This is a genomic window from Sphingobacterium psychroaquaticum (assembly GCF_900177625.1).
In the GTDB taxonomy this organism is placed as follows: domain Bacteria; phylum Bacteroidota; class Bacteroidia; order Sphingobacteriales; family Sphingobacteriaceae; genus Sphingobacterium; species Sphingobacterium psychroaquaticum.
In genome coordinates this window covers 349,270-375,501 of the sequence record NZ_FXAU01000003.1, presented here as the reverse complement: position 1 = coordinate 375,501, position 26,232 = coordinate 349,270, and the positions used below count along the sequence as shown (strand labels likewise).

At 43.2% G+C, this 26,232-nt stretch carries 18 protein-coding genes; 5 read left to right on the top strand and 13 right to left on the bottom strand.

From position 1 onward, the window contains the following. Positions 1-12 precede the first annotated feature (12 nt). The 8 genes from B9Y69_RS09955 to B9Y69_RS09920 all read right to left on the bottom strand — a co-directional run bounded on the left by B9Y69_RS09955 (position 13) and on the right by B9Y69_RS09920 (position 9,167). Positions 13-624, bottom strand: coding sequence for an RNA polymerase sigma factor (locus tag B9Y69_RS09955; RefSeq protein WP_085472793.1), 612 nt, complete (start codon positions 622-624; stop codon positions 13-15). A gap of 89 nt (positions 625-713) precedes the next feature. Continuing rightward, the gene (locus B9Y69_RS09950) at positions 714-1,685 is read right to left on the bottom strand and encodes a Gfo/Idh/MocA family protein (RefSeq protein ID WP_085472792.1); all 972 of its coding nucleotides are present in this window, start codon (positions 1,683-1,685) and stop codon (positions 714-716) included. Then, positions 1,678-2,886, bottom strand: a complete 1,209-nt coding sequence (locus B9Y69_RS09945) for a M20 metallopeptidase family protein (protein WP_144036540.1) — start codon at positions 2,884-2,886, stop codon at positions 1,678-1,680. The genes B9Y69_RS09950 and B9Y69_RS09945 overlap by 8 nt, the downstream gene beginning before the upstream one ends. A gap of 44 nt (positions 2,887-2,930) precedes the next feature. Further along, a complete protein-coding gene (locus tag B9Y69_RS09940; protein WP_085472790.1) occupies positions 2,931-4,496 on the bottom strand; it encodes an SLC5 family protein in 1,566 nt (521 codons plus the stop codon). Beyond that, positions 4,486-5,871, bottom strand: coding sequence for a hypothetical protein (locus tag B9Y69_RS09935; RefSeq protein ID WP_085472789.1), 1,386 nt, complete (start codon positions 5,869-5,871; stop codon positions 4,486-4,488). The genes B9Y69_RS09940 and B9Y69_RS09935 overlap by 11 nt, the downstream gene beginning before the upstream one ends. A 1-nt stretch (position 5,872) precedes the next feature. Continuing rightward, positions 5,873-6,643 (bottom strand): SDR family NAD(P)-dependent oxidoreductase, encoded by a 771-nt coding sequence (locus B9Y69_RS09930; RefSeq protein WP_085472788.1) that lies wholly within the window; start codon positions 6,641-6,643, stop codon positions 5,873-5,875. Positions 6,644-6,659: 16 nt separating this feature from the next. Continuing rightward, positions 6,660-7,838, bottom strand: a complete 1,179-nt coding sequence (dgoD, locus tag B9Y69_RS09925; protein WP_085472787.1) for a galactonate dehydratase — start codon at positions 7,836-7,838, stop codon at positions 6,660-6,662. Positions 7,839-7,844: 6 nt separating this feature from the next. Further along, positions 7,845-9,167 (bottom strand): aspartate aminotransferase family protein, encoded by a 1,323-nt coding sequence (locus B9Y69_RS09920; protein WP_085472786.1) that lies wholly within the window; start codon positions 9,165-9,167, stop codon positions 7,845-7,847. A 154-nt stretch (positions 9,168-9,321) separates the two neighbouring features. Between B9Y69_RS09920 and B9Y69_RS09915 the strand changes: the two genes are divergently transcribed. Then, positions 9,322-10,119: an SMP-30/gluconolactonase/LRE family protein gene (locus B9Y69_RS09915; RefSeq protein ID WP_085472785.1), complete on the top strand. Its 798-nt coding sequence runs from the start codon at positions 9,322-9,324 to the stop codon at positions 10,117-10,119. Positions 10,120-10,146: 27 nt separating this feature from the next. Here B9Y69_RS09915 and B9Y69_RS09910 read toward each other — a convergent pair whose 3' ends face one another. The 4 genes from B9Y69_RS09910 to B9Y69_RS09895 all read right to left on the bottom strand — a co-directional run bounded on the left by B9Y69_RS09910 (position 10,147) and on the right by B9Y69_RS09895 (position 18,387). Beyond that, on the bottom strand, positions 10,147-10,785 hold the full coding sequence (locus tag B9Y69_RS09910) for a GntR family transcriptional regulator (protein WP_085472784.1): 639 nt from the start codon (positions 10,783-10,785) through the stop codon (positions 10,147-10,149). 60 nt (positions 10,786-10,845) lie between these two features. Next, a complete protein-coding gene (locus B9Y69_RS09905; protein WP_085472783.1) occupies positions 10,846-13,584 on the bottom strand; it encodes a hypothetical protein in 2,739 nt (912 codons plus the stop codon). 61 nt (positions 13,585-13,645) lie between these two features. Continuing rightward, positions 13,646-15,259 carry a RagB/SusD family nutrient uptake outer membrane protein gene (locus tag B9Y69_RS09900; RefSeq protein WP_159451828.1) on the bottom strand — a complete coding sequence of 538 codons (1,614 nt, stop codon included), beginning with the start codon at positions 15,257-15,259 and terminating at the stop codon, positions 13,646-13,648. A gap of 11 nt (positions 15,260-15,270) precedes the next feature. Next, a complete protein-coding gene (locus B9Y69_RS09895) occupies positions 15,271-18,387 on the bottom strand; it encodes a SusC/RagA family TonB-linked outer membrane protein (protein WP_085472781.1) in 3,117 nt (1,038 codons plus the stop codon). 361 nt (positions 18,388-18,748) lie between these two features. On the opposite strand from B9Y69_RS09895, the gene B9Y69_RS09890 reads away from it, so the two are divergent. From B9Y69_RS09890 to B9Y69_RS09875, 4 genes are read left to right on the top strand one after another with little or no spacing between them, the layout of a single operon-like run. Continuing rightward, on the top strand, positions 18,749-20,269 hold the full coding sequence (locus B9Y69_RS09890) for a PQQ-dependent sugar dehydrogenase (protein ID WP_085473041.1): 1,521 nt from the start codon (positions 18,749-18,751) through the stop codon (positions 20,267-20,269). Between the two features lie 6 nt (positions 20,270-20,275). Then, positions 20,276-21,502, top strand: coding sequence for an Nramp family divalent metal transporter (locus B9Y69_RS09885; RefSeq protein ID WP_085472780.1), 1,227 nt, complete (start codon positions 20,276-20,278; stop codon positions 21,500-21,502). Between the two features lie 10 nt (positions 21,503-21,512). Continuing rightward, positions 21,513-22,535 carry an NAD-dependent epimerase/dehydratase family protein gene (locus tag B9Y69_RS09880; protein WP_085472779.1) on the top strand — a complete coding sequence of 341 codons (1,023 nt, stop codon included), beginning with the start codon at positions 21,513-21,515 and terminating at the stop codon, positions 22,533-22,535. Beyond that, a complete protein-coding gene (locus B9Y69_RS09875) occupies positions 22,535-23,593 on the top strand; it encodes a dihydrodipicolinate synthase family protein (protein ID WP_085472778.1) in 1,059 nt (352 codons plus the stop codon). The genes B9Y69_RS09880 and B9Y69_RS09875 overlap by 1 nt, the downstream gene beginning before the upstream one ends. 79 nt (positions 23,594-23,672) lie before the next feature. Here B9Y69_RS09875 and B9Y69_RS09870 read toward each other — a convergent pair whose 3' ends face one another. Beyond that, positions 23,673-26,171, bottom strand: a complete 2,499-nt coding sequence (locus tag B9Y69_RS09870; protein WP_085472777.1) for a cation-translocating P-type ATPase — start codon at positions 26,169-26,171, stop codon at positions 23,673-23,675. Between the last annotated feature and the right edge of the window lie 61 nt (positions 26,172-26,232).

The window sequence follows — 26,232 nt, the reverse complement described above, 5'->3', positions numbered from 1 at the left end:
CTGATTAACAGGTTAATAATTTTTAAAAAAACCAGTTATTAGGAGAGAAATAAGGACATAGTCTTCTGGATTGAGGTATGTCTTAAGCAGGCTTATACCCTTTCGCTTCTGCGCATAAACGGTACTTCCTGCAATCTGCAATTCTTCGGTAATTTCGGCAACCGTTAAGCCGTCTATATACAACATCAGCATAATCTTTGCGCATTGCTCCGGCAATTGCATAATACCATCATGCAAGGACTTAACCATCTCGGCGTATACGATCATTTGGTGTTGCTCCGCTGTCAGAGGGATAGTATGTGCCTCAGCTTCAGCATCGGTCAAGAAAAGTTCACGGTTTTTGAGCAGACGTTTGTTTTTATCCAAAAGATTAAAGGTGGCGTTACGTGTGCTTACATAGAGAAAAGCACGCATCTTTTCTACATCCTGAAAGTCATTTTTTTTATTCCATAGCTGGAGCAGTACATCTTGAACAATCTCTTCCGCCTCTACTTTCTTGATCTTAAATTGAAGCGCAAAGAGACATAAGGGTTGATAATAGCGATGAAAGAGAAGTTCGTAGTTTGCCTCATCCCCAAATCTAAAGCCCTCAAACTGCTTTATTTCTTCTTGACTAGTATCCATGTGTAGATTGATATTGGATGGCAATTAAAGAAAAAAAAGAGAAATTATGAAATTTAGAAAAATCGAAACTTCACTGTAGACCTCCACGACTACCTTTGTACGAGCTTAATGGACACCCCTCCTTGGAGCTTACTGGCATAAGCGGCATCAATAAATGAAGCGATGGCTAATGTTTCCTCAGCATCCACCGGGCTAATACCCGTTTCGAAAAACGAAAGTATGCGATCCAACAGCGGGGCATATCCAACAAACTTACCAAGTGTAAAAATCTCATCCGAGAGGAAAACAGTTCCGCCAAAATCATCCTTCCCCTTCCGAATACCGCGCAATGTAGCCACCCGACCGTCCGCCCAACTGCCGACATATACATCCGCATCGGCACCGTTGATAGTTTGAACGGAAAGACAGTCCTTCCCCATCAGTGCAAATAGCATCTCTACACCGTGTATTCCATACCAAAACAAGTCTTTATGCGACGGTTCCGTGGTTGCTGGCGTATAGATATCTGCCCCTCGTACCTTCGATTTATCCATGTCCGCTAAGCCACCGATATAGCGCAGGGAGCTGGTTGAAAATACAGGACACTGGTATGCCTTTGCCGTCTCCATGATTTGAAGAGCATCAGCATACGAATTAGCGATAGGCTTGTCAATAAACAACGGTTTTCGCGCACGAATAACAGTCAATGCCTGTTCTAGATGAAGATTGCCGTCATTCGTTTCGAGCATCACATAGTCTACCTCTCTGATTAGTTGTGCGATGCTTTCCACCATTTTGACACCGTACTTTTGGATTTCTTGTGTAAACTTCGGAATACGATCTATACTAAGTGGAATAGTGCGGCTTCCATACGGAAAAGCGGTAGTAACACGAAAATTGCTATACGTGCTCCCAGCGACAGCTTCATTTATAGCCTTTGTAAAAGCGATAGCATGCGTGGTGTCCAGTCCAATAATGCCAATTCGTTTTGACCTTTTACTCTCGGGTACTAAAGATGTGGCGGACAACGAATACCCCACCCCAAGTCCTGCCAAGGATAACATAAAGCCCTTTCTATCCATTCGATGTGTTTAACAGATGTAACACGGATTGTATCAACACGGGAATGCCAACATGAAATGCATTTTCATCCAGATCAAATTGTGCGTTATGTAAGCCGTATTGTGTAGAGGCATTCGTATTACTGGTTCCCAATAAAAGAAACAACGAAGGGTATTGATGCGAGTAATAAGCAAAATCTTCCGCCGCCATCCAGATTCCAGGGTCTACGACATGTATCTGATCTAAATGATTGCGTAACACTCGCGTAAGCTCCTGCGCCAAGTGGGGATCATTTTGTAAAACAGGATACCCATGTCTCACTTCGCACGTAACCTCCGCACCTAATGCGACCGGCAAATTGGCAATCAATGTTTCGATATGATGCAATGCTTCTTTACGCCATGGCTCATCCATTGTTCGAAAAGTACCTTCCAACAGCACCTCTTGTGGTATCACATTTGCCGCCCCATCACCAATAAATCGGCCAAAAGTGAGGACAGAAGGGATACTTGGATCAGCCTTCCGACTGACGATTTGTTGCAGTGCATTTAACAGCTGTACACCAATCATAACGGGATCAACTGCACGATGTGGTTCGGCAGCATGCCCCCCTTTCCCTTTAATTCGGATATAAAACTCATCACTGGATGCCATGAACCGACCCGGCTTGATACCAATGGTGCCTAGCGGTAAGCGGGGACTAACATGAAGCCCCAAAACGGCCTTAATCGTCCCCTCAAATGATTCCAGCACCCTCGATTCAACAATCTGTTTAGCTCCCCCAGGAATACGCTCTTCTGCCGGTTGAAAAAGAAGAATTATCTTCCCCGAAAAAGTGTCCAACATATTAACCAATAGCGTCGCAGCACCCAACAGGTTTGCGGTGTGAAAATCATGTCCACAAGCGTGCATTATTCCGTCGTTATTGGATTTGTAGGACACTTCATTTTTTTCAAATATTGGCAAAGCATCAATATCAGCTCGCAAAACTACAATCGCATCGGAAGTCTCCTTACGCCCTTCTAAAACAGCAACAACGCCTGTTTCCATAACGACTTGAAAAGGAATGCCCAACTTCGTTAGTTCCTCTTGGATATAGACGCTCGTTTGATACTCCTGAAACGATAGTTCCGGATTTTGATGCAGATGTCTACGGTGCTTCACGACCGTATCGAATATTTCTTTTACACGCTGGTCCATGGTATTCCCCATTATGTTCATTACTTAACTAAAAATTATAAACTCTTCCTTTTCCGTTATCACTTCTAAAAATAACGAATATAAAAATAGAGTACCATCGCGGTAATAAGCGCCCACCACAAAGTCGGGTTTTTAAAACCACTGTATTTCGCCTTATCGCTGGCAGATCTTCTAAAATTATCCTTTGTCAAGATCAGATTCTCCAATCGATCAGCAGGTACGGCCGGCGTACATAGACTCACAATCACACAGACCAACATACAGGCCCAAAAGACAATCCCAGTACGGTTAAAGAAAGGCATTTCCGGTAGAGCAAACTCCAAGATCAAGGAAAGTGGTATCGTTAATAACCCCGCAGCGAGTGCCCCTTGCGAAGTCGTGCGTTTCCAAAATACCCCCATGAGGAACATCGTGGCAATTCCTGGCGTAAAAAGCCCGTACAGGTTCATTAAATAGAGAAACACAGGCTTATCGGCATGACTAATCAACACAACCGCACTCATAATCCCTAAAATAATGATGGCTACGCCAGCTCTCTTTCCAAAACGAATAGCTTCTACATCGGTCGCTTTCTTATTAATATATTGGCTGTAAACATCGACTGTTAGGATGGTTGTACAGGAATTTATAGCGCCCGAGATATGCGACATAATAGCCGATATCAATCCAGCCATTACTAACCCGACCAAACCTTTAGGGAGTAATGTCTCCACCAATGTCGCGAAAAGTAAATCAGGTTGATCCAAATGCGGCAAAAATTTAGGCGCTACCAAGGCAGGAATCGTAATAATCAGTGGTACAAAAAATTTCAGGTAATCACCAAATATAACGCCCATTCTACCATGCCACTCATTCTTAGCCGCTAAAACGCGCTGTACAATAAACTGGTTTGTCGCGCAATAAAAAATACTAATACAAAGTAAACCACCGAGGTACATCGTCCAAGGAAAATCCGGATCCGAAGCTGGATAGAACATCTTCCAATCCGTAGAAGAATCTACAACGGCCTGAAAACCGCCTGCAGCATCAATGGTAGCAAAGGTGAGAACAATTCCGCCTAAGACCAAAATCACCAATTGTACCATTTCGGTCCATATTACTGCTTTTAAACCTCCCAAAACGGTATATAAACCGGTTAATACCGCCATTCCGAAAATACTATAGAGAATCGGAATTCCAAACAGCGCATGGAGCGAAAGTCCGCCTAAATACAAGACGGCTCCAATTTCAACAAATACATACGTAAAAAGGATTAAGACCGCGTAGAGCGTCCGTGTTCCATTTCCGTAACGTTTTTCTAAATATTCAGGGACGGTATAAAAGCCGTTACGAATATAAAAAGGCAAGAAAATCCATAACAACGCGTTAAAGCCAATCAATATGGCTCCCCACTCCAAGGTGATGGCAACAAAGCCACGGCTATAAGCCGCTCCCATGGCACCCACTAAGTGGTGGCTACTAATGTTGGCAGCAATTATACTTCCGCCAATCATCCACCACGGTAATTTATCACCCGCTAAGAAGTAGTCTCGTTTCGATTTGGAACTCTGTCGGGACGCGTAGAGCCCGAGCAATACAATTCCTACAATATAGACAACAAATATGGTGATGTCAATCCATTCAAGTTTCATTGGTTATAAGTTTATGTATAGCGGCCTTAGTTTCTTCAATTAATATCTCGAGACTTCCTTTTTCATATGGGCTCTGCCATACGGCATAGATATCTTTACCATACAGCTCTTGCGGAGCAAGATACCCCACATATCCATTCGCGATATTGACAAAAGCGATACAATACGCAGGAAATGCGGCACGGACAGCCTGTTGATACATCGAATAAGCTTCATTGGCCTGCGCCACAACAATTGCATTTCCCATTTTCCAAAGCCATACCGGTATCGTCGCCGTTTGCCGATCACCAATGGACATACGCGTGTTATACTTACGCCATAGTCTATCTTTTAAGACACGATCGGTACAAGCTTCATACTCGGCCAAGATGGTTTCTGCATGGTCCATCGTTTTGTAAGGAACTTCAACATGCTGTATCTTTTGGTCAACCGTATTATGGGGTACCTCCTCTTCAAAACGCCAGCAAGCAAGCGGAGCCCCTGAAACCAACGCCTTTTCAAATACCCAGCGTTGCGTGGGATGTTCCATCTGCGCTACTGTCGCCAATACAGCGTACCCCAATTGTTTGCCATTGGCCTCTACTAATTTAGGATCTTTTACATACTGTTTTTTCGGAGCAAGATCTCCCGAAGCACCTTGCAAAAAGAAACAAGGAACCTGGAGGGAGCCTGTGACCGTTTCCCGAAGTTCCCCCACAAAATCTGGCGATATCAATTCATTTTCATGGGCAAAGCTGGTCGGATGGCAAGCATAATTACAGATAATAGCACGTCTTTGATGGGTTAAATCATGTAATTGTCCAACCAACAAGGTCTGATCAGCCGCTTCTGCTGGGTTATAACCGATTAGATAGTCATCGCCAACTTTCAGATCACGATTTGTCGCCAAATCACAAACGCCATACCCCCAGGTTAGTAACCCTTCAAAAAGGTTTTCACGCGCCTCTTCCACACAAGCTTTAGCCTGCTCCTCGAGGAAAAGCAAATACGGTTTAATCAACGATCCTCCCGGTTGTCCTTCATCCGTCGAACAAATACTAGGGCCAGCATGTGTATGTGAAAGCGCGAAAATAAGTTGCGATTCATCCCACTGAAAATACGACAGTAAAGAAAAACGTAGAGTTTGCTCATCGGCTGCATTTTTCCACCACCCCAGATCTGCAGTAATCAAAACGACAGGTTTTCCGCCCTCGCTTTGGGTGTATAAACATTGCATCATCAAGTCTTGGTGTATACCGGTCGCTTGATCAAATTTAGCCGCCCCCCAATTACGAGAGTAGATCCCTAATGGTGGTGTAATAACACGTGAAGCAAGACCAAATTTTGCATGTAAGTTTGTCGCTCGGTCTTTCAACTGTTCCTTTTGCTCTTTCATCTTAGGGCCTGATTAAGGATAAACCACCGTCCAACACAATAGAAGCACCAGTCATTTGACGACATGCACTGGAACACATCCATAGCACCTGGTCGGCAATTTCTTCGCTTTCCAAAATCGTCCCCAATGGTACTACTGCCGCTGCCTCGGTTTGCAACCGAGGATCTTTAGACCATACCACTTTGCTTAAACCCGCATTCACGTAACCCGGAGCAATCTCATTCACCCGAATGCCCTGTGCAGCATACTCCAGCGCCATGGTTTGACAAAGCATCCGAACAGCGGCCTTCGAAACACTATAAGCAGGTAAATTTTCATGCACAGCATGCGCTGCCCAACTTCCTAGGAACACAATATTTCCCGGAATTTTATCTGTAACAAAAGCACGAGCGCATGTGTTAGCAACAAAAAAGGCGCCATCAAGATTTACGCCCATTTCATCCTTCCACTCGCTGTTCGAGATCTCGCTATATTTTTTCAATGTCACCCGTGCAGCATTGGCGATGCATATAGATATCCCACCATATAGCTTACGGCAGTCTGTAATCCATGTCTCTACCGAGAGTGGGTCTGCAACGTCCACGGTATGGTAACTCACTCTACTAGTCGCTTCCCCCAAAAAAGGCCACCTTTCGATAGCCTCTGCCATGCTCGATTTATCCCCGATACAAACAATGGCTTCTGCAGCAAGAAAAGCTTGGGCAATAGCTCTTCCGATATCGCCCAAACCTCCGCTGATAACAACGACTTTATCTTTAAATTCTTGTATCATAAACGGTTTACCGGTTTTACCAATCCCCTACGCTACCATCTTTATAAAATGTACGTTGTAAGATTTCTTGTTGAAATGGATGTTTCTTGACTTCTTCCTCATTAATTTCGATCCCTAACCCAGGTCTATTGTTCGGTAAAACGATTCTTCCCTTTTCCTGAACAGTAAACCCTTCGGAGACCACATCTTGGCGCCATTCGACATCTTTATGTACACTCTCACAGATAATGTACGAAGGTGTGGCAAACCCCAATTCGATAGAGGCGGCCGTACTCACTGGCCCCTGCGGATTATGTGGCGCCATAGAAACACGATATGCATCCGCTAAAGCCGCAATCTTCCGGGCTTCCGTCAAACCGCCACAATGCGTAATATCAGGCTGAATAACGCTTACCGCTCTCTTTTCTAACATATCTCGAAAGGCGTGAACACCAATTAAACGTTCACCTGATGCAATCGGTGTGGTTACCGAACGCTGGATCAGCGCAATATCATCCATTACCTCCGGCCAGCAAGGTTCTTCGAAAAAGTAGAGTCCGTATGGTTCCAATGCTTTTGCAAACTGCAATCCCATACGAGGACTAGGACGAGCATGACAATCCACCATAATATCAATATCATCACCCACGGCCTCACGCATCGCTCGTACACAGGCTTCCGCATATTTTATCGGACGAAGTCCTTCCAAAGACATCGTCTCCGGAACGGCCATCGATTTAAATGCCGTAAAGCCTTCCGCTACCGCTTCCAGTGCCAGATCGCCAAAACGTTTCGCATCATCGGGTGCAGTTTCATAAAAATCCTCCATACGTCCACCACCAAGGTGACAATATAGGCGGATATAATCGCGCACGCGACCTCCCCATAACTCGTGACACGGAACATTATGTATCTTTCCTAATATATCCCACAGGGCGATATCGATACCACTGATGGCCGTACCCCGTACGACACCGTTTCCATGCCAGAAGTGCTGACGGTACATCATCTGCCACAAGTGCTCAATGCGACGCGGATCTTCGCCGATCAATAGTTGTGAGATGTCCTTGATCGCACCTACGACACTTTGGGTATGCCATTCCAAAGTAGCTTCTCCCCAACCCCATAATCCTGGCTGGTCCGTCACCACCTTCACAAAGATCCAGTTTCTCATGCGCGCATGGCACACAAAGGTTTCAATAGCAGTAATTTTCATAGTAGGCTATAATTTATTGATCGCATTCACTGTTGCTTCCAATGTTTTATGGATATCTTCTTCCGTGTGCGCAAAGGAGATACTTCCTTGTTTAATCGCTGCCGGGAAATTAAAAATCCCTTCTTTAATTAATTGCTTCCGATAGCGTAGATCCAAATCAAAGTCGTGATTATCTAAGATATCATGGAAATTAACAGGTGCATGATCCATGAAATAGGTACAAAAAGCAGACCCCTGTCTCGCCACATAAAATGGTACACCTAATTTAGGAAATATTTCGTTATACCCTGCTTCTAAAAGTGCCCCTAAACGCTCTACATGTGTATAAACCTGATGTTCAGGGCTAGAAAGTTTCTTTAATGTAGCAATTGCTGCAGCGGTTGTCAACGGAAAAGCATTGAATGTACCCGCAATCATAACGCGTTTCTTACGGTCAGGATCAACAAAATAATCCATGTATTTTTTCTTACCAGCGATTACCCCAAGTGGATAACCATTCGCAACAGCCTTACCAAAAGTCGACAAGTCTGGTTGTACACCACATAACGACTGGTAACCACCAAGAGCATGCCTAAAGCCGGTTTTGACTTCATCGAAAATCAGTAAAAACCCAAGCTCATCGGCTAAAGCGCGAAGCCCTTCCAGGTAACCTGGTTCTGGTTTTACAATACCTACATTCTGCAAGATTGGCTCCAATAAGATACACGCGACTTCATATTTTTCAACCACATAACGCACACTCTCCAGATCGTTAAAATTAACAACATGAACCAAATCACTATGATTTTTCGGCACGCCTGCACTCAAAGAATCAAAAGGATATTCACCAGGAGAAGTATAGGCGCCAATATCAGCCTTCTGACTGATTACATTACAAGCAACATCATTGTGCCAACCATTGTATCCACCTTGCATGACAATAATATGATCACGAGAGGTCACCGCACGAGCAATACGAATCGCATGATATGTCGCTTCAGATCCAGTTGTTGTAATCTGTATACTTTCTGCATTCGGAACCGATTCGCAGAACAATTTTGCAAACTCCCCTTCCAAAAGAGTAGGTCCAGCTCCCATCAACACCTGTTCTTCCTGCAAGGTTTGTAATACTGCAGCATTGACATCAGGATCATTATGCCCTAAAAAAGAAGCCGCAAAACCCGCTTGATAATCGATGAAACTATTTCCGTCAATATCGACAACCTTACTCCCAGAACCTTTCACAAAACAGATATTTGGATCTGATTTACGATTTAGTGATACCACACCTCCTGGTATCCACTTTGAATTTTCCCGCAGTATAGCGGTTGATTTTTCATTTACTTGCATGCTTATTCTAAACTTTTGCTATTATTATTTTACAATTGGGTTCTCTTTTTGCTGGTATACCTCCTTAAAAAGAGAAATAAATACACCAACGTTTTATGTATACTAATTTATGATATTTTTGTATACATTTAAAAATAAATTTTAAATAATTATTATGCAAACACTAATTGAAGGTTTAAATTTCCCAGAAGGCCCTGCATACGATAAAAAGGGTGCGATTTGGCTGGTCGAAAAGGAAGCTGGAAACCTGATTTATTACAACAATAAAGTAACAGAACGCATATTTGTCGACGGACACCCTAACGGAATTGCAATAGATAAAGAGGGAGTTATTTGGTTTTGCGATTCCAAACAAAACAGTATTCGACAGTATGATCCGCTTACAAAAGAGACACAAACTGTTATTGACGAAATCGAAGGCGTCCCCTTAAAAATGCCAAATGACCTTTGCTTTGACCGTGTTGGGAATTTACTTTTCACATGCCCTGGAGACAAATTGGAAGATGGCACGGGATACATATGCTGCCTCACCCCTGAAAGACAAATCATAAAAATATACAACGGACTGTACTACCCCAATGGGTTAGCCTTTGGCACAGACGGCAACACCCTATTTGTGGCGGAAACGGGAACCCAGTGGTTATGGAAAATGCAATGGAACATACTTTCAAAAAAGATTGAAAACGCCATTAAACTATGTTACGTTGGCGGAAACGTAGGACCTGACGGTATTGCTATAGACACAACTGATCATATCTACATCGCACTTTATGGCTCCGCTAAAATTGACGTTTACAAACCTGACGGAACAGCAGTAACCACAATCAGCACCTTGGGAAGAAACCCAACAAACTGTGCGATAGCCCCTTTCGGAGAAACAGGCTTAATCATCACAGAGGCTGAAAAAGGAACATTACTACAAATTCCAACCACAAAAAAAGGCCTGTTATAAACAGGCCCCCTAAGGTTTTCGGTTTTACTAAATCAACTCTAGCGCTTCATGCTCACCTCGATCTAAATGGTTAACCAACGTATCATAGGCTTTTTCCCAATCATCGGCTTTTAAAGCCTGAACCAAGCTTTTGTGTTCTTCTTCTGTATCTTTATAATCCTCCATCTGCCCCATAATAGCACCGAGCTTCATATGAAAAAGCGGAATATTACTATTCTTATAGATTGCAATTAATCGTGCATTTTCGGTCCCTTCAATAATGCGTTCATGAAAACGCACGTCAGCCTCACACGCCCCGCCATAATACCCCTTACTTACCATCTCCGAAAAATCGTTACAGATCAACTCCAGATCCCGGATTACCTCTTTATCTTTCTTCGCAAATAAAATTTTCAAGGCACCAACCTCCAATAACTCGCGTAACTCCCGAATATCCTTCACATCCTCGGCGGTCATCTTCTTCACAAAACACCCACCTTTCTCACCAAACTCTACTAAACTCTCTCCGGCCAAACGCATAAAAGCCTCCCGCACAGCAACCCTACTCACCGCCAACTTATCCGCCCAAACGCTCTCTACTAAACGCGCCCCTCCAACGAGTTGACTGGACAAAATTTTCTTACGTACCTCCGAGTAGACCTTATTGGCTAGCGAATCTTCTTTCATATTGTATACAATTTAATGCAAAAATAAGAATACAAAATCATTTAGAAAAACAATCGTCACTTAGAATGTTTCAGATTTCCCTTCTTGGGCACCATATACCCGTTCGGGCGTTAATAGAAATGTTCCTCCGCTAGATTTCCAACTGGTTGTATGATTACTTTTTAGCACATTTAAGTTAAAGTTACTATTTTTTGCGGTATTTCTCACATTCCAAAAACCTTCCTGTAGACCGACTATGATAACCTCATACGTCTGATCAGTTGGCACTTCGAGCTGCACCGACTCCCGCAAGAAAACATGTGCCTTTGCCATTACTATAACTTTATCCGCTACCTTAAAAAGATAATAGTTCTCTTTCTCCTCAAAAACAACTGGCAGCTTCGGCGTTTCGCCCTCTGCCATTTGAAAAATACTCAAATAGCTTGCTGTTGTTTCTTTTTTCGTGGGACGCACCATAATACGAGTACCTTTTGCTTCCGGCCAAGGAGATTTCACCTGATACAGATCTCCAAAAACAAATGCCGAAGAGTCTCCACTCCACAATAACGCTTCACGATCCCCTGCTTTTGGCTTTAACATATCAACATATGTGGTCCCCTTCTTTCCCTTAAACTCACTTGTTAATTGAAAACCAGCAGGAACGACGGTTGGCTTTTCTAAGGTATTGATCTGCCAGAAAGGTTCAAAATCAGCATTATTACTTGTTAACTCATCCGAAAGAATAATCAAGGCTGGAACATCCTTACGCTCCAGGTTCACAAAGAGGAAACTTTTAACATAAGAACGGACTTTTGCTGTGTACGCTGCTGTTAAGTCCGCATTGAAGAAACTATAACTCGGTTTTAGCTTATCTTTCCCTACTGCTGTTGCCCGTATCTCTCCGGTATGGAACCATGCATCGGATAGCACTTCTTCAGGCGTTTTCGGAAAACGTTGACTGAAACGGGTTCCTCCATCGTTTGTTTTTGTGCGGAAAAGCAAAGGCTCCGCAGGATCCCGCAGCAGCATCATACTATGCGAAGCCGAACGTTTATTGAAATTGAAATCATACGGAGATCCATAGGAAAGATAAAGTCCTAAATCGCCGACCTGAATACCGTGATGGTAAATCTGCAAAGCACCCGCATCGGCATGCTGATGGTTCCCGAAGTGGTAACCGCCCCCTTTTATCTCGGCAATCACATCCCCACTCTCCCGATCTTCGCTCCAACCGGTACGCGCAACCATTCCGCCAAGTATTGGACCAAAATCTTTGGTCAACGGCAACTGATTAAGATCATAATCAGCTTTTAGCTCCGGATCATTTAACAACAGATACAATACTGGATTATTAGGTAAACCACCTTGCTTTTTAAACTCACCTTTAATGAGTCTATTCCCCGAAAAAGCATAACACAACAGCATCGTTTGCGGGTTCTTCCAATAGAACTCATCGCTCCCCGAATACTTCACATTAAACATATCGCCATCGCGCAGCATCTTCCCATCTGGCGTCCGCATATACAACCAATAATCCGACATATTCTTGATGTTATCATCAAAAACAGAATATCCCAGCATACGATAATACAGCCACACAGCGTGCATCTCCCAACCAAAACGATAACCACCGTAGTCTACACCTTGATTGTGCCTAGGCGACTGGTATTCGAACTTCCGCATAGGAACGAGTTGCTCCAATATGGTATAAGAAACGTACTTGTAAGGCTCAGGGTCTTCATCGTACACCGCTAAACTCCAAGACAACATATCTCGACAGATTTGCGCCTCATTACCATGCCCATTGATAATACTCTCTAATCCATAAAAAGGAGGCCAACCAATTTCCATATCATGCACCAAACGTGTAAAATCTCCGCGCATTGCAGTTTTCGTTGCATCATCGATCAGCCCATAGCACCAGTCATACACCAACGCACCGGTATAAATTGCACGTCCAAGTTCGCGTGTGATATCACCGTAGCTTACATTTCCAAACTCGAGCACTGACATATACTTCACCATCAAATCCACCGCTTCACGACCTACCTTTTCATCTTGTGTCATTAAATAGTAGAATGCTTTTTGCTCGATGACCTGTTCTAGCTTTTCATCATAAAACATCTCCTGATCCGCACTGAATGCAAACGAATAAGGTGTCAACGCGACCACTTTGACCTGATCCCAAGCCTCCTTATTTTCTACCGACAACAAGCGCCCGCGCACGATAGGCAAGGTTTCTTTATTCACCCACAATCGAGGTCTAGCCAAGCTTGGCAGCACTTTTGGTTTATACACCTCAGCGGCTTCTGGCGCCACGGGAGCGACATAGGGAACAAGACGAACCTCCTGTAAAGCCAGGTTATTAGGAAGCCATACTTTTAGACGCTCACTAGGTCCTGAAAACTCAAATTTTCCCAGTTCTTGTTTACCTCCTTTTGCATTGTCGTAGACTATTCGTTTTGTTATTCGTTGTGCTCCCAATTGAAAATAAGCTACGCGCGTCAAGCGCCCCGTTGCATCTTCCTTCTTGAGCTGCTCCAACACACGTGGTGCCGCTACCGTCTCCAAAACATAACGTCCCTTTTTGGGTACCTGAAGCACAATTTCCACATCGGACACGCGCTTAGGATAACCCTCTTCGACGGAATGTTTCAAAACCAACCCCACCCCGGAATACTCCTTTCCTTTCTCCAGAACCGCCGTTTTCTTATTCACCTTCCATTGTTCACGCGGAACAATGGAGACTTCCGTAGTTTGCCCCTGGGAAACGGATATCAAAAAAAACAAATAAACTAAACCTAAATATCTACGCAACATCGAATTAAATTACCAAGAAAAATATAAAAAATCTACACGTTACAAAAGGGTTGGGAGTATATTACTCCCAACCTGGATTTTGCGTCAAAGCTGTATTCAAATCTCTTTCAGCCTGCGGAATCGGCCATAAATAATAATGATCCGGGAACCCACGCTGTCTGATTTGTGTTCCATTAAAATCTGTCATCCACACCTTATCAACCACATCTTTTGCAATCTTCCATCTTCTGATATCAGAATAGCGTTGCCCTTCACCACACAGCTCTACCATACGCTCCTGACGGATTTTTTCACGCATCTGATCTTTATTTAGACCCGAAACATTCGGCATACCGGCACGCTTGCGCACCGCATTGACTGCATCAAAAACACTTTGATCTGGCGCTCCCAGCTCCTCATTCTTAGCCTCTGCGTACATCAACATCACATCGGCCAAACGAACTAATGGGAAATTCTGTGGCATATTATCCTGCAACACGTAGACAGATCCCGTTTCTACAAACTTACGCCAAGCATAGCTACCATTCGTCCATACTGGCACATATGCCGAGGCATCACTCGTAACAACAGGGAATCGGTACAAAAATGTTGCGCCGCCTTTACCCACAAAGGTTGACCACGGTAAAACGATCGATTGTTGAAGGCGTGGATCCCGGTTTTCAAATAATTTGCGAACCGAAGCTTCATCTTTCCAATCTTCTACACTATTCGGATTAAATTCACCTCCTTTGGCATTTTTATAATTTTTAAAATCGAACGGAGTACCGTCTTTCATCTCAAAGGTATTAACCAGCTTTGGTGTCGGACGTGTACGTTGTGATCCTGTGGTAGCACCACGCGCGTTACCATAATTACGATCTGTAGCAATACCGTGTCCCTGTTCCGCTATATACTGCACATCAAAAATAACCTCACTGTTGTTATTTCCCGCTACGCGGAATAAGGTATGAAAATCCGCCAGAAGTTTACGATCGCTTTTCTCCATCAACTCTTTAAAATCGGCTGCCGCTTTTGCATACTCTTTCGCCCACAAGTGTGCCTTTCCGCGCATAGCTAAGGCCGCCCATTTTGTTACCCGCCCCTTGTTGGAAGCATCATACGTTTCAGGCAAAACCGCATAAGCCTCCGTCATATCCTTAACGATGAACTCGTACACTTCTTTTTCCGTGTTCCGTGGTTTGTAAGATTCATCCACATTCATCGGAGTATCATACAACGGAACACCACCGAAATAATCCCACAGTTTAAAGTAGAAATAACTTCTAAAAAATTTAGCCTCACCAATGCTTCGGTTCTTAATCGCTTCATTCATCGAGATTCCTGGTAAATTTTTCAATGCTGTGTTAGCACGATAAACGCCTTTGAAAAAAATCCCCCAAGAAGTCAAATAAAAACCTGCGTTGGTCGGAAAAACACCCGTTGTTAGTCCCGTCGCAAAGGATTGGTATGATATATCCGTAAAATCATCCATCATACCATAGATAACAATACTGTTCGTAAATTCTTTGTTTGCGCTATAGAGCGTGTTTACACCCATTATAGCATCCTGCTCGGATTTCCAAAAACTATCTTCTGATAAACCCACCAACGAATTTCTATCCAGGAAGTCGCTACAAGAGTTCAAACCTGTGACCACAAGTAAGGCCACTACTATTTTGTAAAATTTCTTAATCATGGCTTTTCCTTTTAAAATGTAACATTTAAACCGACTACCCATTGTTTCATTAAAGGATATGCGACACTCGCATTCTCTGGATTGTAGCCTTTAAACTTCGTAAATGTGAAGTAGTTTTCTACGTTCGCAAATACCCGTAATCTATCCACTTTAAACCGTTGTGAAGTATGTTGTGGCAATGCATAGCCCAATTGAATCGACTTGATTCTAAAGAAAGATGTATTGTGCAACCAGTAATCGCTATAAACGGTATTCAAAGCACTGCCAGAGGTACGTAAACGCGGATATTCTGTTGATTTATTTTCTGGTGTCCACCGATTTAAGATCGTTGTACTCTGTAAAAATCCCTCATTGATATTAAACGTATTGAATCCATCATTGCCCCAGTATTGGCGCACCCCTGAAACCCCATGTCCAACAACATTTAAGTCAAAACCTTTATAACCTACATTCACCTGAAGTCCGTAGGTAACTTTCGGCATAGCGGAATAATCCTTCACCACGCGATCTTGGTCATTGAACACCTTATCGCCGTTCGTATCCTTATAAAGCATATCCCCTGGCTTAGGCTCTCCGCCGACATAGGTTCCAAATGTATAACCATCTGCCTTCAGTTGATCGATCTCCTCTTGACTCTGCAAAATGCGATCAAACTCTAACATATAAAAACTATTAAACGGCTTGCCTTCCATGGTGATATAGCTTTCATTAATGGATTTATTACCATTAAACTTAATCACTTTGTTATCAATAAACGAGATGTTTCCATTAACACCGTACGACCAGTCGCTCCCTATCTTACCCATGTATCCCGCTTGAAAATCAAAACCCCTATTACGCATCTCCGCAATATTCTGCCAAGGTGGCGAGAAGTTACCCAATACCATTGGGATTGGAATTTTCGTCAAGATGTCTGTCGTATTTCTATTGAAATATTCCGCACTGAAAGTCAATCTATTATTCAACAAACCTAAATCTAAACCAATGTTAGAAATTGTTGTTGTTTCCCATTTGATCTTGCTGTTAGCAATATCTTTAGGAGCTACCCCCTGCTTTAATTGTCCACCGAAAGGATATAGATAGGAACCATAAACTACCTGATAGGTATAATCACCGATACGGTTATTTCCTAAACGTCCCCAAGAACCACGTAATTTAATTTCATCAAAGACAGTCTTCAAAGGCTGTGCGAAAGACTCTTCAGTTATACGCCATCCTGCAGAGAAGGAAGGAAAGAATCCCCATCTATTCTCTTTCGCAAAACGTGAAGATCCATCATAACGCGCATTTGCTTCAAAAAGATATTTACCTTTATAATCGTAATTAACCCGTCCGAAAAATGACTGTAAAGCATCATCTGTGCCTGAACCGGTAATTGATTCTAGATTTGCCCCTGCATCCATGATATAGATCGCATCGTCCCCTAAAATATCATTCTTTTTAGCATCGAACTTATCCATCCGATTATATTGCTGATCAAAACCCGCTAACAAAGCCAGATGGTGATCTTGTGCAATAGTTTCCCGATAGCGCAAGAGTGTATTTACAACGGTCGTGTAGTTTCGAATGCTTCCATTAAACAAACTGTTTACACTAGGTTTTTTCTGATATTCGAAATTGGTTTGTAGATTCCATAAGGAATAAGGGCGCACATACTCCCAGTTTCGGTTATTGTTAAAGTTAAAGCCAAAACTAGTTTCCCATTCCAAGTTTTTCATGAAATTTACAACACTGAAAAACTTAAGGCCTAATTTTTGGCGTTCGTAATCGCCCCGTATATTATCCACGTAAGCGCGCGGGTTAGATCCCTGTGGTAAACCAGGAAACATTTCTCCGCCATAACGACCGTCTTCATACTGCGGCACCACCCCCGGAGTTGTATTCCGAATGGTGGAGAAGAAACTATTGACATCCAATGGTTGACGATTCGACCAAGAACCGAACACATTTCCTCCTAAAGTCAAAAAGTCTTTTATCTTCGTATCAGCATTAATCCGGAAATCATACTTTTTATATCCTGAGTTATCAATTATCCCCGGATTATCCAAGATGCCCAAAGACATTGCAAAATTACCTTTCGCACCTCCGCCACGCACGGACAAAGTATGTTCGGTCAATGGGGAATTATTTAACATCTCTTTATACCAATCCGTATTCGGATAAAGCGGGTTACCGGCAGCAGACTCTGTACGCCAGGTTTCAATAAGCTTTGGATCGTACTTCGCACGTCCCTCCGACTCATTAACCATCTCCATATGCGTAGCCATATCCGTAATAAAGTCCAGATTTTTAGCCGCTCGCTGTCTACCGTAATACCCGTTATAGGTTACAGTAAACTTATCTCCTGAACCACGCTTTGTTGTCACCAAAATCACCCCGTTTGCGGCACGAGAACCATAAATAGCTGCTGAAGAAGCGTCTTTCAAAACAGAAATACTTTCAACATCATTTGGATTCACATCATTCAACGCACCGGGTACCCCATCGATGACCACCAAGGGTGACGCATCATTCATCGTTCCCTTTCCACGTATCAACAAATCGAAACCTTCCGCTCCCGGCGTTCCGGAAGTTTGCGCAATATTCAATCCTGACGCTCGACCCACTAAAGCTGAAGCCAAGTTCATATTTGGTCGACTTACAGTCGACTCATCAAACTTAACACTAGATACTGAACCCGTCAGATTTTCTTTCTTTTGCTTACCGTACCCCACCACAACGACTTCATCCAACGTACTTTCACTCGTTTCTAAAATGACAGATCGCACATCTTTTCCGGCTACTTCTTTGGTTTTAAAACCGATCAGTCGAAATCGCAACGGATCTGACTCCGCGCCTTCCAACCGAAATCGACCTTCCTGATCCGTTACGGTTACTGCATTACGCTTCAGATTGCGCACTTCCACGCCGGCCAAGGGCTGACCGTTGCCATCCAAAACTTGACCGACAAGTTGTTGCTGGAAAACACTGACTTTGCTGTGCGCATGAGCCATGGAAAACACAGAAGCGGAAGTATGGAATGATCCATGCCCCGTATCGGCCATCGCACTAAATGAAATAAACGGAACACCCACTAATAGGTATTTCCAATTTACAGCATCCCTGATTTTAAACTGCTTTAGTTTCATTGTTACTCAGGTTAAAATGATTAATTAAATGATTTATAATTATCTAGTTTCTTTTGGGTTACGACAGGCCAACGCGGTTAACGATTGGCGATATTTTCGAAACACCTATATCATAATGAATACAATAATAGATATATTATGTATACAAACAAATATTTTTTTACTTTTTTTATTTCCCTTGTTGGTGATTTTTCAAAAGTTATACTCCAAAAATTCCACCCAAACAGTCGTTAAACCAATTTAGCGTATTTCAAGCAAAAAATATTGTATACATTTTTAAGTATTTTTTGTATATTAATTTTAAATCACTTAGTTTTGATTCAACCTAATTGAGTTTATGTATAACCAGGTAAACCCTCGCATGATGAAGCGCAAGATTTATATTTGCTTTGCCGCTATACTACCGTTTCTATCTTCCTGTTTGCAACAGAGAGAAAAGGAACAGCCTATTATCAGTGCTGTGCAACTTGACAAGAGTATCCTTTCACTAACCCGAGAGGCAACGAACTTGCACGTACCTTGGGATCTACAATTTGATCAACTCAATAATGCGATCATATTTTCTGAAATTGGTGGTACAATTCGTCGACTGAACCTCACGGACAAAACAGTTACACTAATAGATAGTATCGAAGATGTATACCATCAACGAACACTAGGCCTCTTAGGCATGGCGCTCTATCAACCTAAAAATGAACAAGCGTACCTCTACCTATCCTACACCAGTAAGAAAGACAGTACTATTTATTCTAACCTTTTTCGGTATAACTATAGTACAAAGGGCACCTTATCGGAGCCCAAACTATTACTGCAGATCCCTGGTAACACGGGGCACAACGGCTCGCGGGTAATTGTATCGACGGACAAAAAAGTTTATTGGGCGACGGGTGATGCCGCCAGCGACACCTTTGCACAGGATAGTACGTCCCTAAATGGAAAAATCCTGCGTTTGGAACTGGATGGAAGTATTCCGGACGATAATCCAATAAAAAACAGTTATGTCTATGCTTGGGGTTTCCGGAACATGCAGGGATTATGCCATAGTCCATCCGGAATATTATATACCTCTGAACATGGCGATGCCATCGAAGATGAAGTAAATCTCATAAAACCTTTAAAAAACTACGGCTGGCCCCTCATTGAAGGCATGATTGATACCGAAAAGGAGAAAGCAACAGCAGCGATCCTTCCTATTCAAGAACCTATAAAATCATGGACTCCGGTTATCGCACCTTCTGGTATGGCCTACTATGGATCAACCATGATTCCTGAATGGAACAACAGTTTGATTCTTGCCACGTTAAAGAATCAGTCGTTACGCATCCTTAAACTATCCGCCGACGGAGGCAAGATCATCGACGAACAAGTTTTATTTAAAGATCAACTTGGCCGTTTACGATCTGTCCTGACGCTTCCTAACGGCGATGTATACTTTTGTTCCAGCAACCGAGACTGGAATCCACAAAAGGGTTTTCCAAAACCAGAAGATGACGCAATTTATCGTCTACGTGTCACGGACCAAGTTAACGGCCCGGTGATACGCCCTGAGAAAGCACAAGTATTAGCACAGATAAAGGACGGCAAAGCGCTCTACGAATCTTACTGTGCCTCCTGTCACAAAAGTGACGGTAAAGGATTAGATAAGACCTTTCCAACATTGTCTAAATCGGCACTTGTCATCGGAGACGAAAAGCCATTACTTCATGTGCTTCTTCATGGTTTACAGGACAAACCGATCAATGGAGTACGCTACGAAGGCGCGATGCCCAACTTTGCATTCCTAAAAGACGAAGAAGTTATCGCTATCGCAGATTACATTCGTCAAAATTTTGACAATAGCGCTCCTCCAATATCATTAAAATCACTAACCTCTATACGATAATGCCTTATGGAAAATAAGAATAAAACATCGTTTCTTAAAAACTGGCTCTCGATTTTGGGTCCCGGAATTATTACCGCTGCCTTGGTTTTTGGGCCCAGTAAAATGACGATCACGTCGAAGATGGGTACCGACTACGGATTTGCCCTTTTATGGATTATCGTCGTCGCCGTTTTCTTTATGATGGTGTTCACCAATATGGGAGCTCGGATTGGCTTGGCACGAGAAGAATCCTTGCTATCCCTGATCAACCAAAAATTTGGTAAAAGTGTGTCCATTATTATTGGACTGGGGATATTTCTTGTAGCGACATCCTTCCAATCAGGAAATGCAACTGGTGTTTCCATATCCATTTCAGAAGCAACTGGAACGAATCCGAAAATATGGATTATCGTGTTCAATGTCATTGGAATTCTTCTCTTATTCTTTAAGTCTTTTTATGTTATACTAGAAAAGTTGATGCTTGGTCTGATTATCCTGATGCTTTTTGCTTTTCTATCTACAGCAGTAATGATCCAAACACCGCTAGTCGATTTCTCGAAAGGTTTTATTCCTACTATTCCAGAAGGCTCCCTCGGTTTAATTATTGCTTTTACAGCCTCTTGCTTTTCGATTGTTGGTGCTTTTTATCAAAGCTACCTGGTACAAGCTCGCCGGAAGGCTTCTGGAGCGCCATTGGATGCTAGTCGGCAGTTACTGGGTAGTCGTGTTGGTATCACAATTTTAGGTATCATGAGTGCTGCTGTCATGGTTTGTGCAGCTAATACTTTGCACCCTTTAGGGATTAAACTGAGCTCGGCAGCAGAGATGGGAAAAGCACTGGAGCCATTATTAGGTAGTTATGCCTCACACCTTTTCTTCATCGGTCTTTTTGGAGCCTCATTCTCCTCCCTCATTGGGAACGCCGTATTGGGAGGATCGCTCCTGGGGGATACATTTGGTTATGGCAATAACCTAAACAACCGCATGGTGAAGCTATTCATCTCCTTGGTCATGATTTTCGGTTCGATCATCGCGCTAGTGTTTGGGAAACTACCTCTAGAATTGATTGTCTTCGCACAGAGTATCACTATTTTCCTGGTACCCTTTATTGGCATTATCATGTTGCTTATCGCTAACGATAAAGAGATCATGGGGGATTTTAAAAACAAAACATTAACAAACATATGGGCTGTTCTTGGGCTTATGGTTTTGGTGGTTCTGGCCTACCATAGCGCGCAAAGTCTAATCAAATAATTTACAAACTATGCAAAACAAAACTTTAGAACAACTTGAAGCAGAAATCCTCGCTCCTTCGCAGCGCCTGATTGAGGATATCAAAAAAATACAAGGCGATATCATGCTTTTAGGTATCGGTGGTAAAATGGGACCGAGCATGGCTAAACTTGCTGTTCGTGCATTAGCCGCAGCAGGTATCTCCAAGCGAATAATCGGGGTATCTCGCTTTTCCGATAAAGCGCTGCAACAAGAGCTTGAAGAGATCGGAATTGAAACTATAGCATGCGACTTATTAAATGAAGAGGAACTGAAGCAACTGCCGCAGGTTCCGAACATCATTTACTTAGCTGGACATAAATTCGGAACAACAGGGAACGAAGACTTTACTTGGGCCATGAATGCGTACCTCCCTGGTCTTGTTGCCTCCCACTTTAAGCAAGCTAATATTGTTGCTTTTTCTTCTGGAAATGTCCTTCCTTTTGTTCCTGTGACAGACGGTTGTGTATCGGAAGAAACAACACCGGAACCTGTTGGCGAATATGCACAATCATGCCTTGGACGGGAACGTATCTTTGAATATTTCTCAAAAAAGAATAATACTCCGACATTGATCTACCGCTTGAACTACGCTGTAGACTTTCGTTATGGTGTATTGGTAGAGATTGCAAAGGCCGTGCGCGAAGGGCGTCCAATCGATCTGACGAGTGAAAACGTAAACGTGATTTGGCAAGGAGATGCGAACGAAATTGCTTTGCGCGCTTTACTGCACTGTGAGTCGCCGGCGAAGATGTTAAATGTTACCGGTCCGGAGACTTTGTCGACACGCTGGATTGCGGAACGCTTTGCGGAACATTTTGGCACAACCGCAACTTTTGTGAACCAAGCGGCGGGTACAGCTCTGCTAAATAACGCATCGGAATGCCACCGTTTATTTGGATATCCAAACACGACAATTCGCGAAGCGATAGACATCACAGCAAAATGGCTTCTGGAGGGTGGACAACTTTGGAACAAAGACACACACTTTCAAGAAAGAAAGGGAAAATTCTAATGAAAACACTAACAAAAGAACTTAGCGCTCACCTTTGGGAAGGCACAGTTATTCCGGCGCATCCGCTAGCACTAAATGCGGACCGAAAGATAAACGAGCAATATCAACGATTATTGACGCGCTACTACATGGCAAGCGGCGCAGGAGGCATTGCAATAGCGGTACACTCCACGCAGTTTGAAATCCGTGATCCAGAGGTCAACCTTTTTGAAACGGTTCTAAAATGGGCGAGCGAAGAAATTGAACAAGCCAACCTTGACCGTCCTTTTGTTAAGGTGGCAGGCATCTGCGGCCCAACGGAACAGGCTACCCGTGAGGCGGAAATAGCCGTACGTTACGGTTATGATATTGGATTATTGAGTATGGGCGGACTTCAAGGTTGGACAGAAGAGGAAATCCTTGAACGTACACGTGCTGTTGCTGCCATCCTGCCCGTATTTGGGTTTTACCTCCAGCCTTCGGTAGGTGGACGTATTTTTAGCTACGAGTTCTGGCTCGAATTTGCAAAAATTGAAAATGTCGTCGCGATTAAATGTGCTTCTTTTAACCGTTATCAAACAATCGATGTTATGCGTGCTGTTGCCAACTCGGGGCGACACGATAAAATTGCGATGTATACCGGTAATGATGATAATATCGTCAATGATTTGATGACAACCTATCGTTTTCCTGTTAACGGCCGTACTATCGCTGTTGACTTCAAAGGTGGTCTTTTGGGACATTGGGCGGTGTGGACACAGAAAGCTGTTTCGTTACTTGCCGAAACGAAGGCATACAAGCAGAACCCAACTAATGCCACAGCAGATGCTTTGCTGAGCAAAGCAATAGCCGTAACGGAGAGCAATGCGGCATTTTTCGATCCATCACACGACTTCCATGGTTGCATACCAGGGATTCATGAAGTACTTTACAGACAAGGCTTAATGGAGGGTATCTGGTGCCTCAACCCCAAAGAGGTTCTTTCTCCGGGACAAAGCGAAGAGATAGACCGTATGTATCGGGAATATCCGGAACTGAACGACGATGCATTCGTGCGTGATTTTCTGAGTCAACAATAAATAAAAACACCTGCTGAAGCAGGTGTTTTTATTTATTGCAAATACCTTTCACTTTTCTTATGTTTGATGGTACGGACGATTACTTCCTCTTTCCTCGCCCATACCACTTAACCCCCTCAAACCACAATACAGAAAGCGCACCTACAACTAAACTAAAAAACCATTTTTCCATAGAGAGACTCGTAAAACCAAAGAAGCTTGTAAAAAAAGGAATCAAAAATAAGGACATTACCAAAAGTACAGTTGCACTGATAACAAGAGGCACCAAATTATTTTTATAGCGTAATGTATACCAAATCGAATAAAAAAACGAGCGATTGACCAAGGTTAAAAAGATATTCGCATTAATCAATGTAAGGAAAACCATACTCCGCACCTCACTCTCCGACGCACCTCTCGAAACACCCCATTGATACGTTATTAAAATACCAAGGGTAATCACCAGCCCCTGCACGACACTCACCATAAGCTCCTTTCCTTTCAGAAAAGTACGAACATAGGAACGAGGAGGTTCATTCATCGCATTTTTTTCTAACGGTTCATTCTCGAAAACAATAGAGCACGTTGGCCCCATAATCAACTCCAAGAAAATAATATGCATGGGCGTAAAAATATGGGGATATACCCACCCCAATATCAACGGAAGTAAAACCGTAAGTATAATAGGAATATGAATAGAGATTATATACTGAATGGCTTTCTTCAAATTCGAGTATATCCGCCTTCCCATCGCTATTGCGTCGACCATTCGAGAAAGATCATCTTCCACTAATATCAATGAGGCAGCCTGTTTCGCAATATCAGTTCCTTTATGTCCCATCGCAATGCCAATATGCGCTGCACGCAGAGCAGGGCCATCATTAACACCATCTCCTACCATAGACACAATATGTCCTTGTTTTTTCAACAGATTAATAATCCGCAACTTCCCTTCCGGAAACATGCGCGCAAAAACAGCCGTGTTGGACAACTGCTTAGACAGTTCCTCATCCGTCATTTCCTGTATTTGCGCCCCGATCAAACCATTTTCAACTTGTACAAGCCCGACCTGCTGCGCAATCGCTCTTGTAGTCAACAGATTATCACCCGTGATAACTTTAACTTCAATACCTGCTTTACGGAAATCGCTAAGCACTTCTCGAATATTCGCTTTGGGCGGGTCATAAAATGCAACTAAACCTACAAAGGCAAAATCAAACCCCCATTGGTCTGGTGGGAAATCGGCAGTATCCAATTCTGTACATGCGACCCCCAGTAATCGATATCCATTTGACGTCAGCTCATCCATTACTTTAGTAACCACAGCAACCTCAGCATTACTCATTTTACAAGCCGCAATAATTGCTTCCGGAGCCCCCTTAGAGGCTGCCAAAAAGCGACCATCGGGCTTCTTGTATACATGCGTCATCATGGGCGGTTGCCCGCTGAGCGGGTAATCCTCTACCAAGGTATAAGTATCCCGTTGATCGGTCTCCTGCTGCTCCAAATAAGCTTTATGCAGCGCCTTTTCCATTCCATCGAAAGGCATAGATTCGCTCGCCCACATCGCAACGGCGACCACCTCTGCCCCATGAGCATCAGCCTTACCCTCATAGTAAAAAATCTCCTTTTCAACAGCGGAATAAGTGGCGGACAACTGCATCTTGTTCTGTGTAAGAGTTCCTGTTTTATCTGCACAAATTACCGTGGCGCTACCCAATGTCTCCACTGTTTTCATATTCTTAACAACCACATCTACCTTCATAAGACGCCAGGCCCCCAACGCCATAAAAGAGGTGAAAGCAACAGGTATCTCTTCCGGTAGGATACTCATAGCCAATGTCAACGATTTCAATAGGCTGTCCACAAAAGACCGCGACTCGAGATAATTAATTAACAACACCGTTCCAAATACCAACGCGCCAACTAGCACCATCTTACCAACAAAGTTGTTTATCTGCACCTCTAATGGCGTTTTCTCCACTTCAATTGCCGTAATTGAAGTTCCTATTTTGCCGATCGCAGTAAAATCTCCCACCGCTGTAACTCTTGCTGTCGCTGTACCCGTCGCCACTAAAGTACCTTTAAAGATTTTGTTCTCACCGGAGGTATTTTTAAAAACAGAAAGAGACTCCCCCGTTAAAACAGCCTCATTAACCGAAAAATCATGGAAATCCAAAACCAAAGCATCAGCAGGAATTGCGCCCCCTTCTTCCACCACCATCACATCACCCACAACCAATTCCTCGCTCTGTATATAAAACCTTTCCCCATTACGATATACCAGAGTCTTAGGCTGCGACAAATCCTTCAGATTTTCCATGGCGACCTTCGTTCGCATGTTTTGAAAAATCTCTATCGCCACCATAAATAAAATCGCAAATGCCATAAAAATTGCATCATCATACGATCGGTTAAGCAAATATATACTGCAGGTTACCAATAGAAGGATGATCATAGGCTCCTTTAACAAGCCCAAAATAGTATGTAAAAAGTGCCACCTTGTCGTAGACTTCAATTGGTTGGAGCCGTGCTTTGCGCGAGATTCGATGACCTCATCGTCATGGAGCCCCAGGTAAGGTTGTTCTTTTTTACTCATAATATAACACAGGAGGTATGTACTTATTATCTTTTCAAATTAACCAACCTACGCATCATTT

Bases quoted from the DNA above. Each gene is read 5' to 3' on its own strand.
- B9Y69_RS09930 (WP_085472788.1), bottom strand. From the start codon at position 6,643: ATGATACAAGAATTTAAAGATAAAGTCGTTGTTATCAGCGGAGGTTTG.
- B9Y69_RS09935 (WP_085472789.1), bottom strand. From the start codon at position 5,871: ATGAAAGAGCAAAAGGAACAGTTGAAAGACCGAGCGACAAACTTACAT.
- B9Y69_RS09940 (WP_085472790.1), bottom strand. From the start codon at position 4,496: ATGAAACTTGAATGGATTGACATCACCATATTTGTTGTCTATATTGTA.
- B9Y69_RS09910 (WP_085472784.1), bottom strand. From the start codon at position 10,785: ATGAAAGAAGATTCGCTAGCCAATAAGGTCTACTCGGAGGTACGTAAG.
- B9Y69_RS09870 (WP_085472777.1), bottom strand. From the start codon at position 26,171: ATGAGTAAAAAAGAACAACCTTACCTGGGGCTCCATGACGATGAGGTC.
- B9Y69_RS09945 (WP_144036540.1), bottom strand. From the start codon at position 2,886: ATGAACATAATGGGGAATACCATGGACCAGCGTGTAAAAGAAATATTC.
- B9Y69_RS09875 (WP_085472778.1), top strand. From the start codon at position 22,535: ATGAAAACACTAACAAAAGAACTTAGCGCTCACCTTTGGGAAGGCACA.
- B9Y69_RS09900 (WP_159451828.1), bottom strand. From the start codon at position 15,259: ATGATTAAGAAATTTTACAAAATAGTAGTGGCCTTACTTGTGGTCACA.
- dgoD (WP_085472787.1), bottom strand. From the start codon at position 7,838: ATGAAAATTACTGCTATTGAAACCTTTGTGTGCCATGCGCGCATGAGA.
- B9Y69_RS09920 (WP_085472786.1), bottom strand. From the start codon at position 9,167: ATGCAAGTAAATGAAAAATCAACCGCTATACTGCGGGAAAATTCAAAG.
- B9Y69_RS09890 (WP_085473041.1), top strand. From the start codon at position 18,749: ATGATGAAGCGCAAGATTTATATTTGCTTTGCCGCTATACTACCGTTT.
- B9Y69_RS09905 (WP_085472783.1), bottom strand. From the start codon at position 13,584: ATGTTGCGTAGATATTTAGGTTTAGTTTATTTGTTTTTTTTGATATCC.
- B9Y69_RS09915 (WP_085472785.1), top strand. From the start codon at position 9,322: ATGCAAACACTAATTGAAGGTTTAAATTTCCCAGAAGGCCCTGCATAC.
- B9Y69_RS09955 (WP_085472793.1), bottom strand. From the start codon at position 624: ATGGATACTAGTCAAGAAGAAATAAAGCAGTTTGAGGGCTTTAGATTT.
- B9Y69_RS09885 (WP_085472780.1), top strand. From the start codon at position 20,276: ATGGAAAATAAGAATAAAACATCGTTTCTTAAAAACTGGCTCTCGATT.
- B9Y69_RS09880 (WP_085472779.1), top strand. From the start codon at position 21,513: ATGCAAAACAAAACTTTAGAACAACTTGAAGCAGAAATCCTCGCTCCT.
- B9Y69_RS09895 (WP_085472781.1), bottom strand. From the start codon at position 18,387: ATGAAACTAAAGCAGTTTAAAATCAGGGATGCTGTAAATTGGAAATAC.
- B9Y69_RS09950 (WP_085472792.1), bottom strand. From the start codon at position 1,685: ATGGATAGAAAGGGCTTTATGTTATCCTTGGCAGGACTTGGGGTGGGG.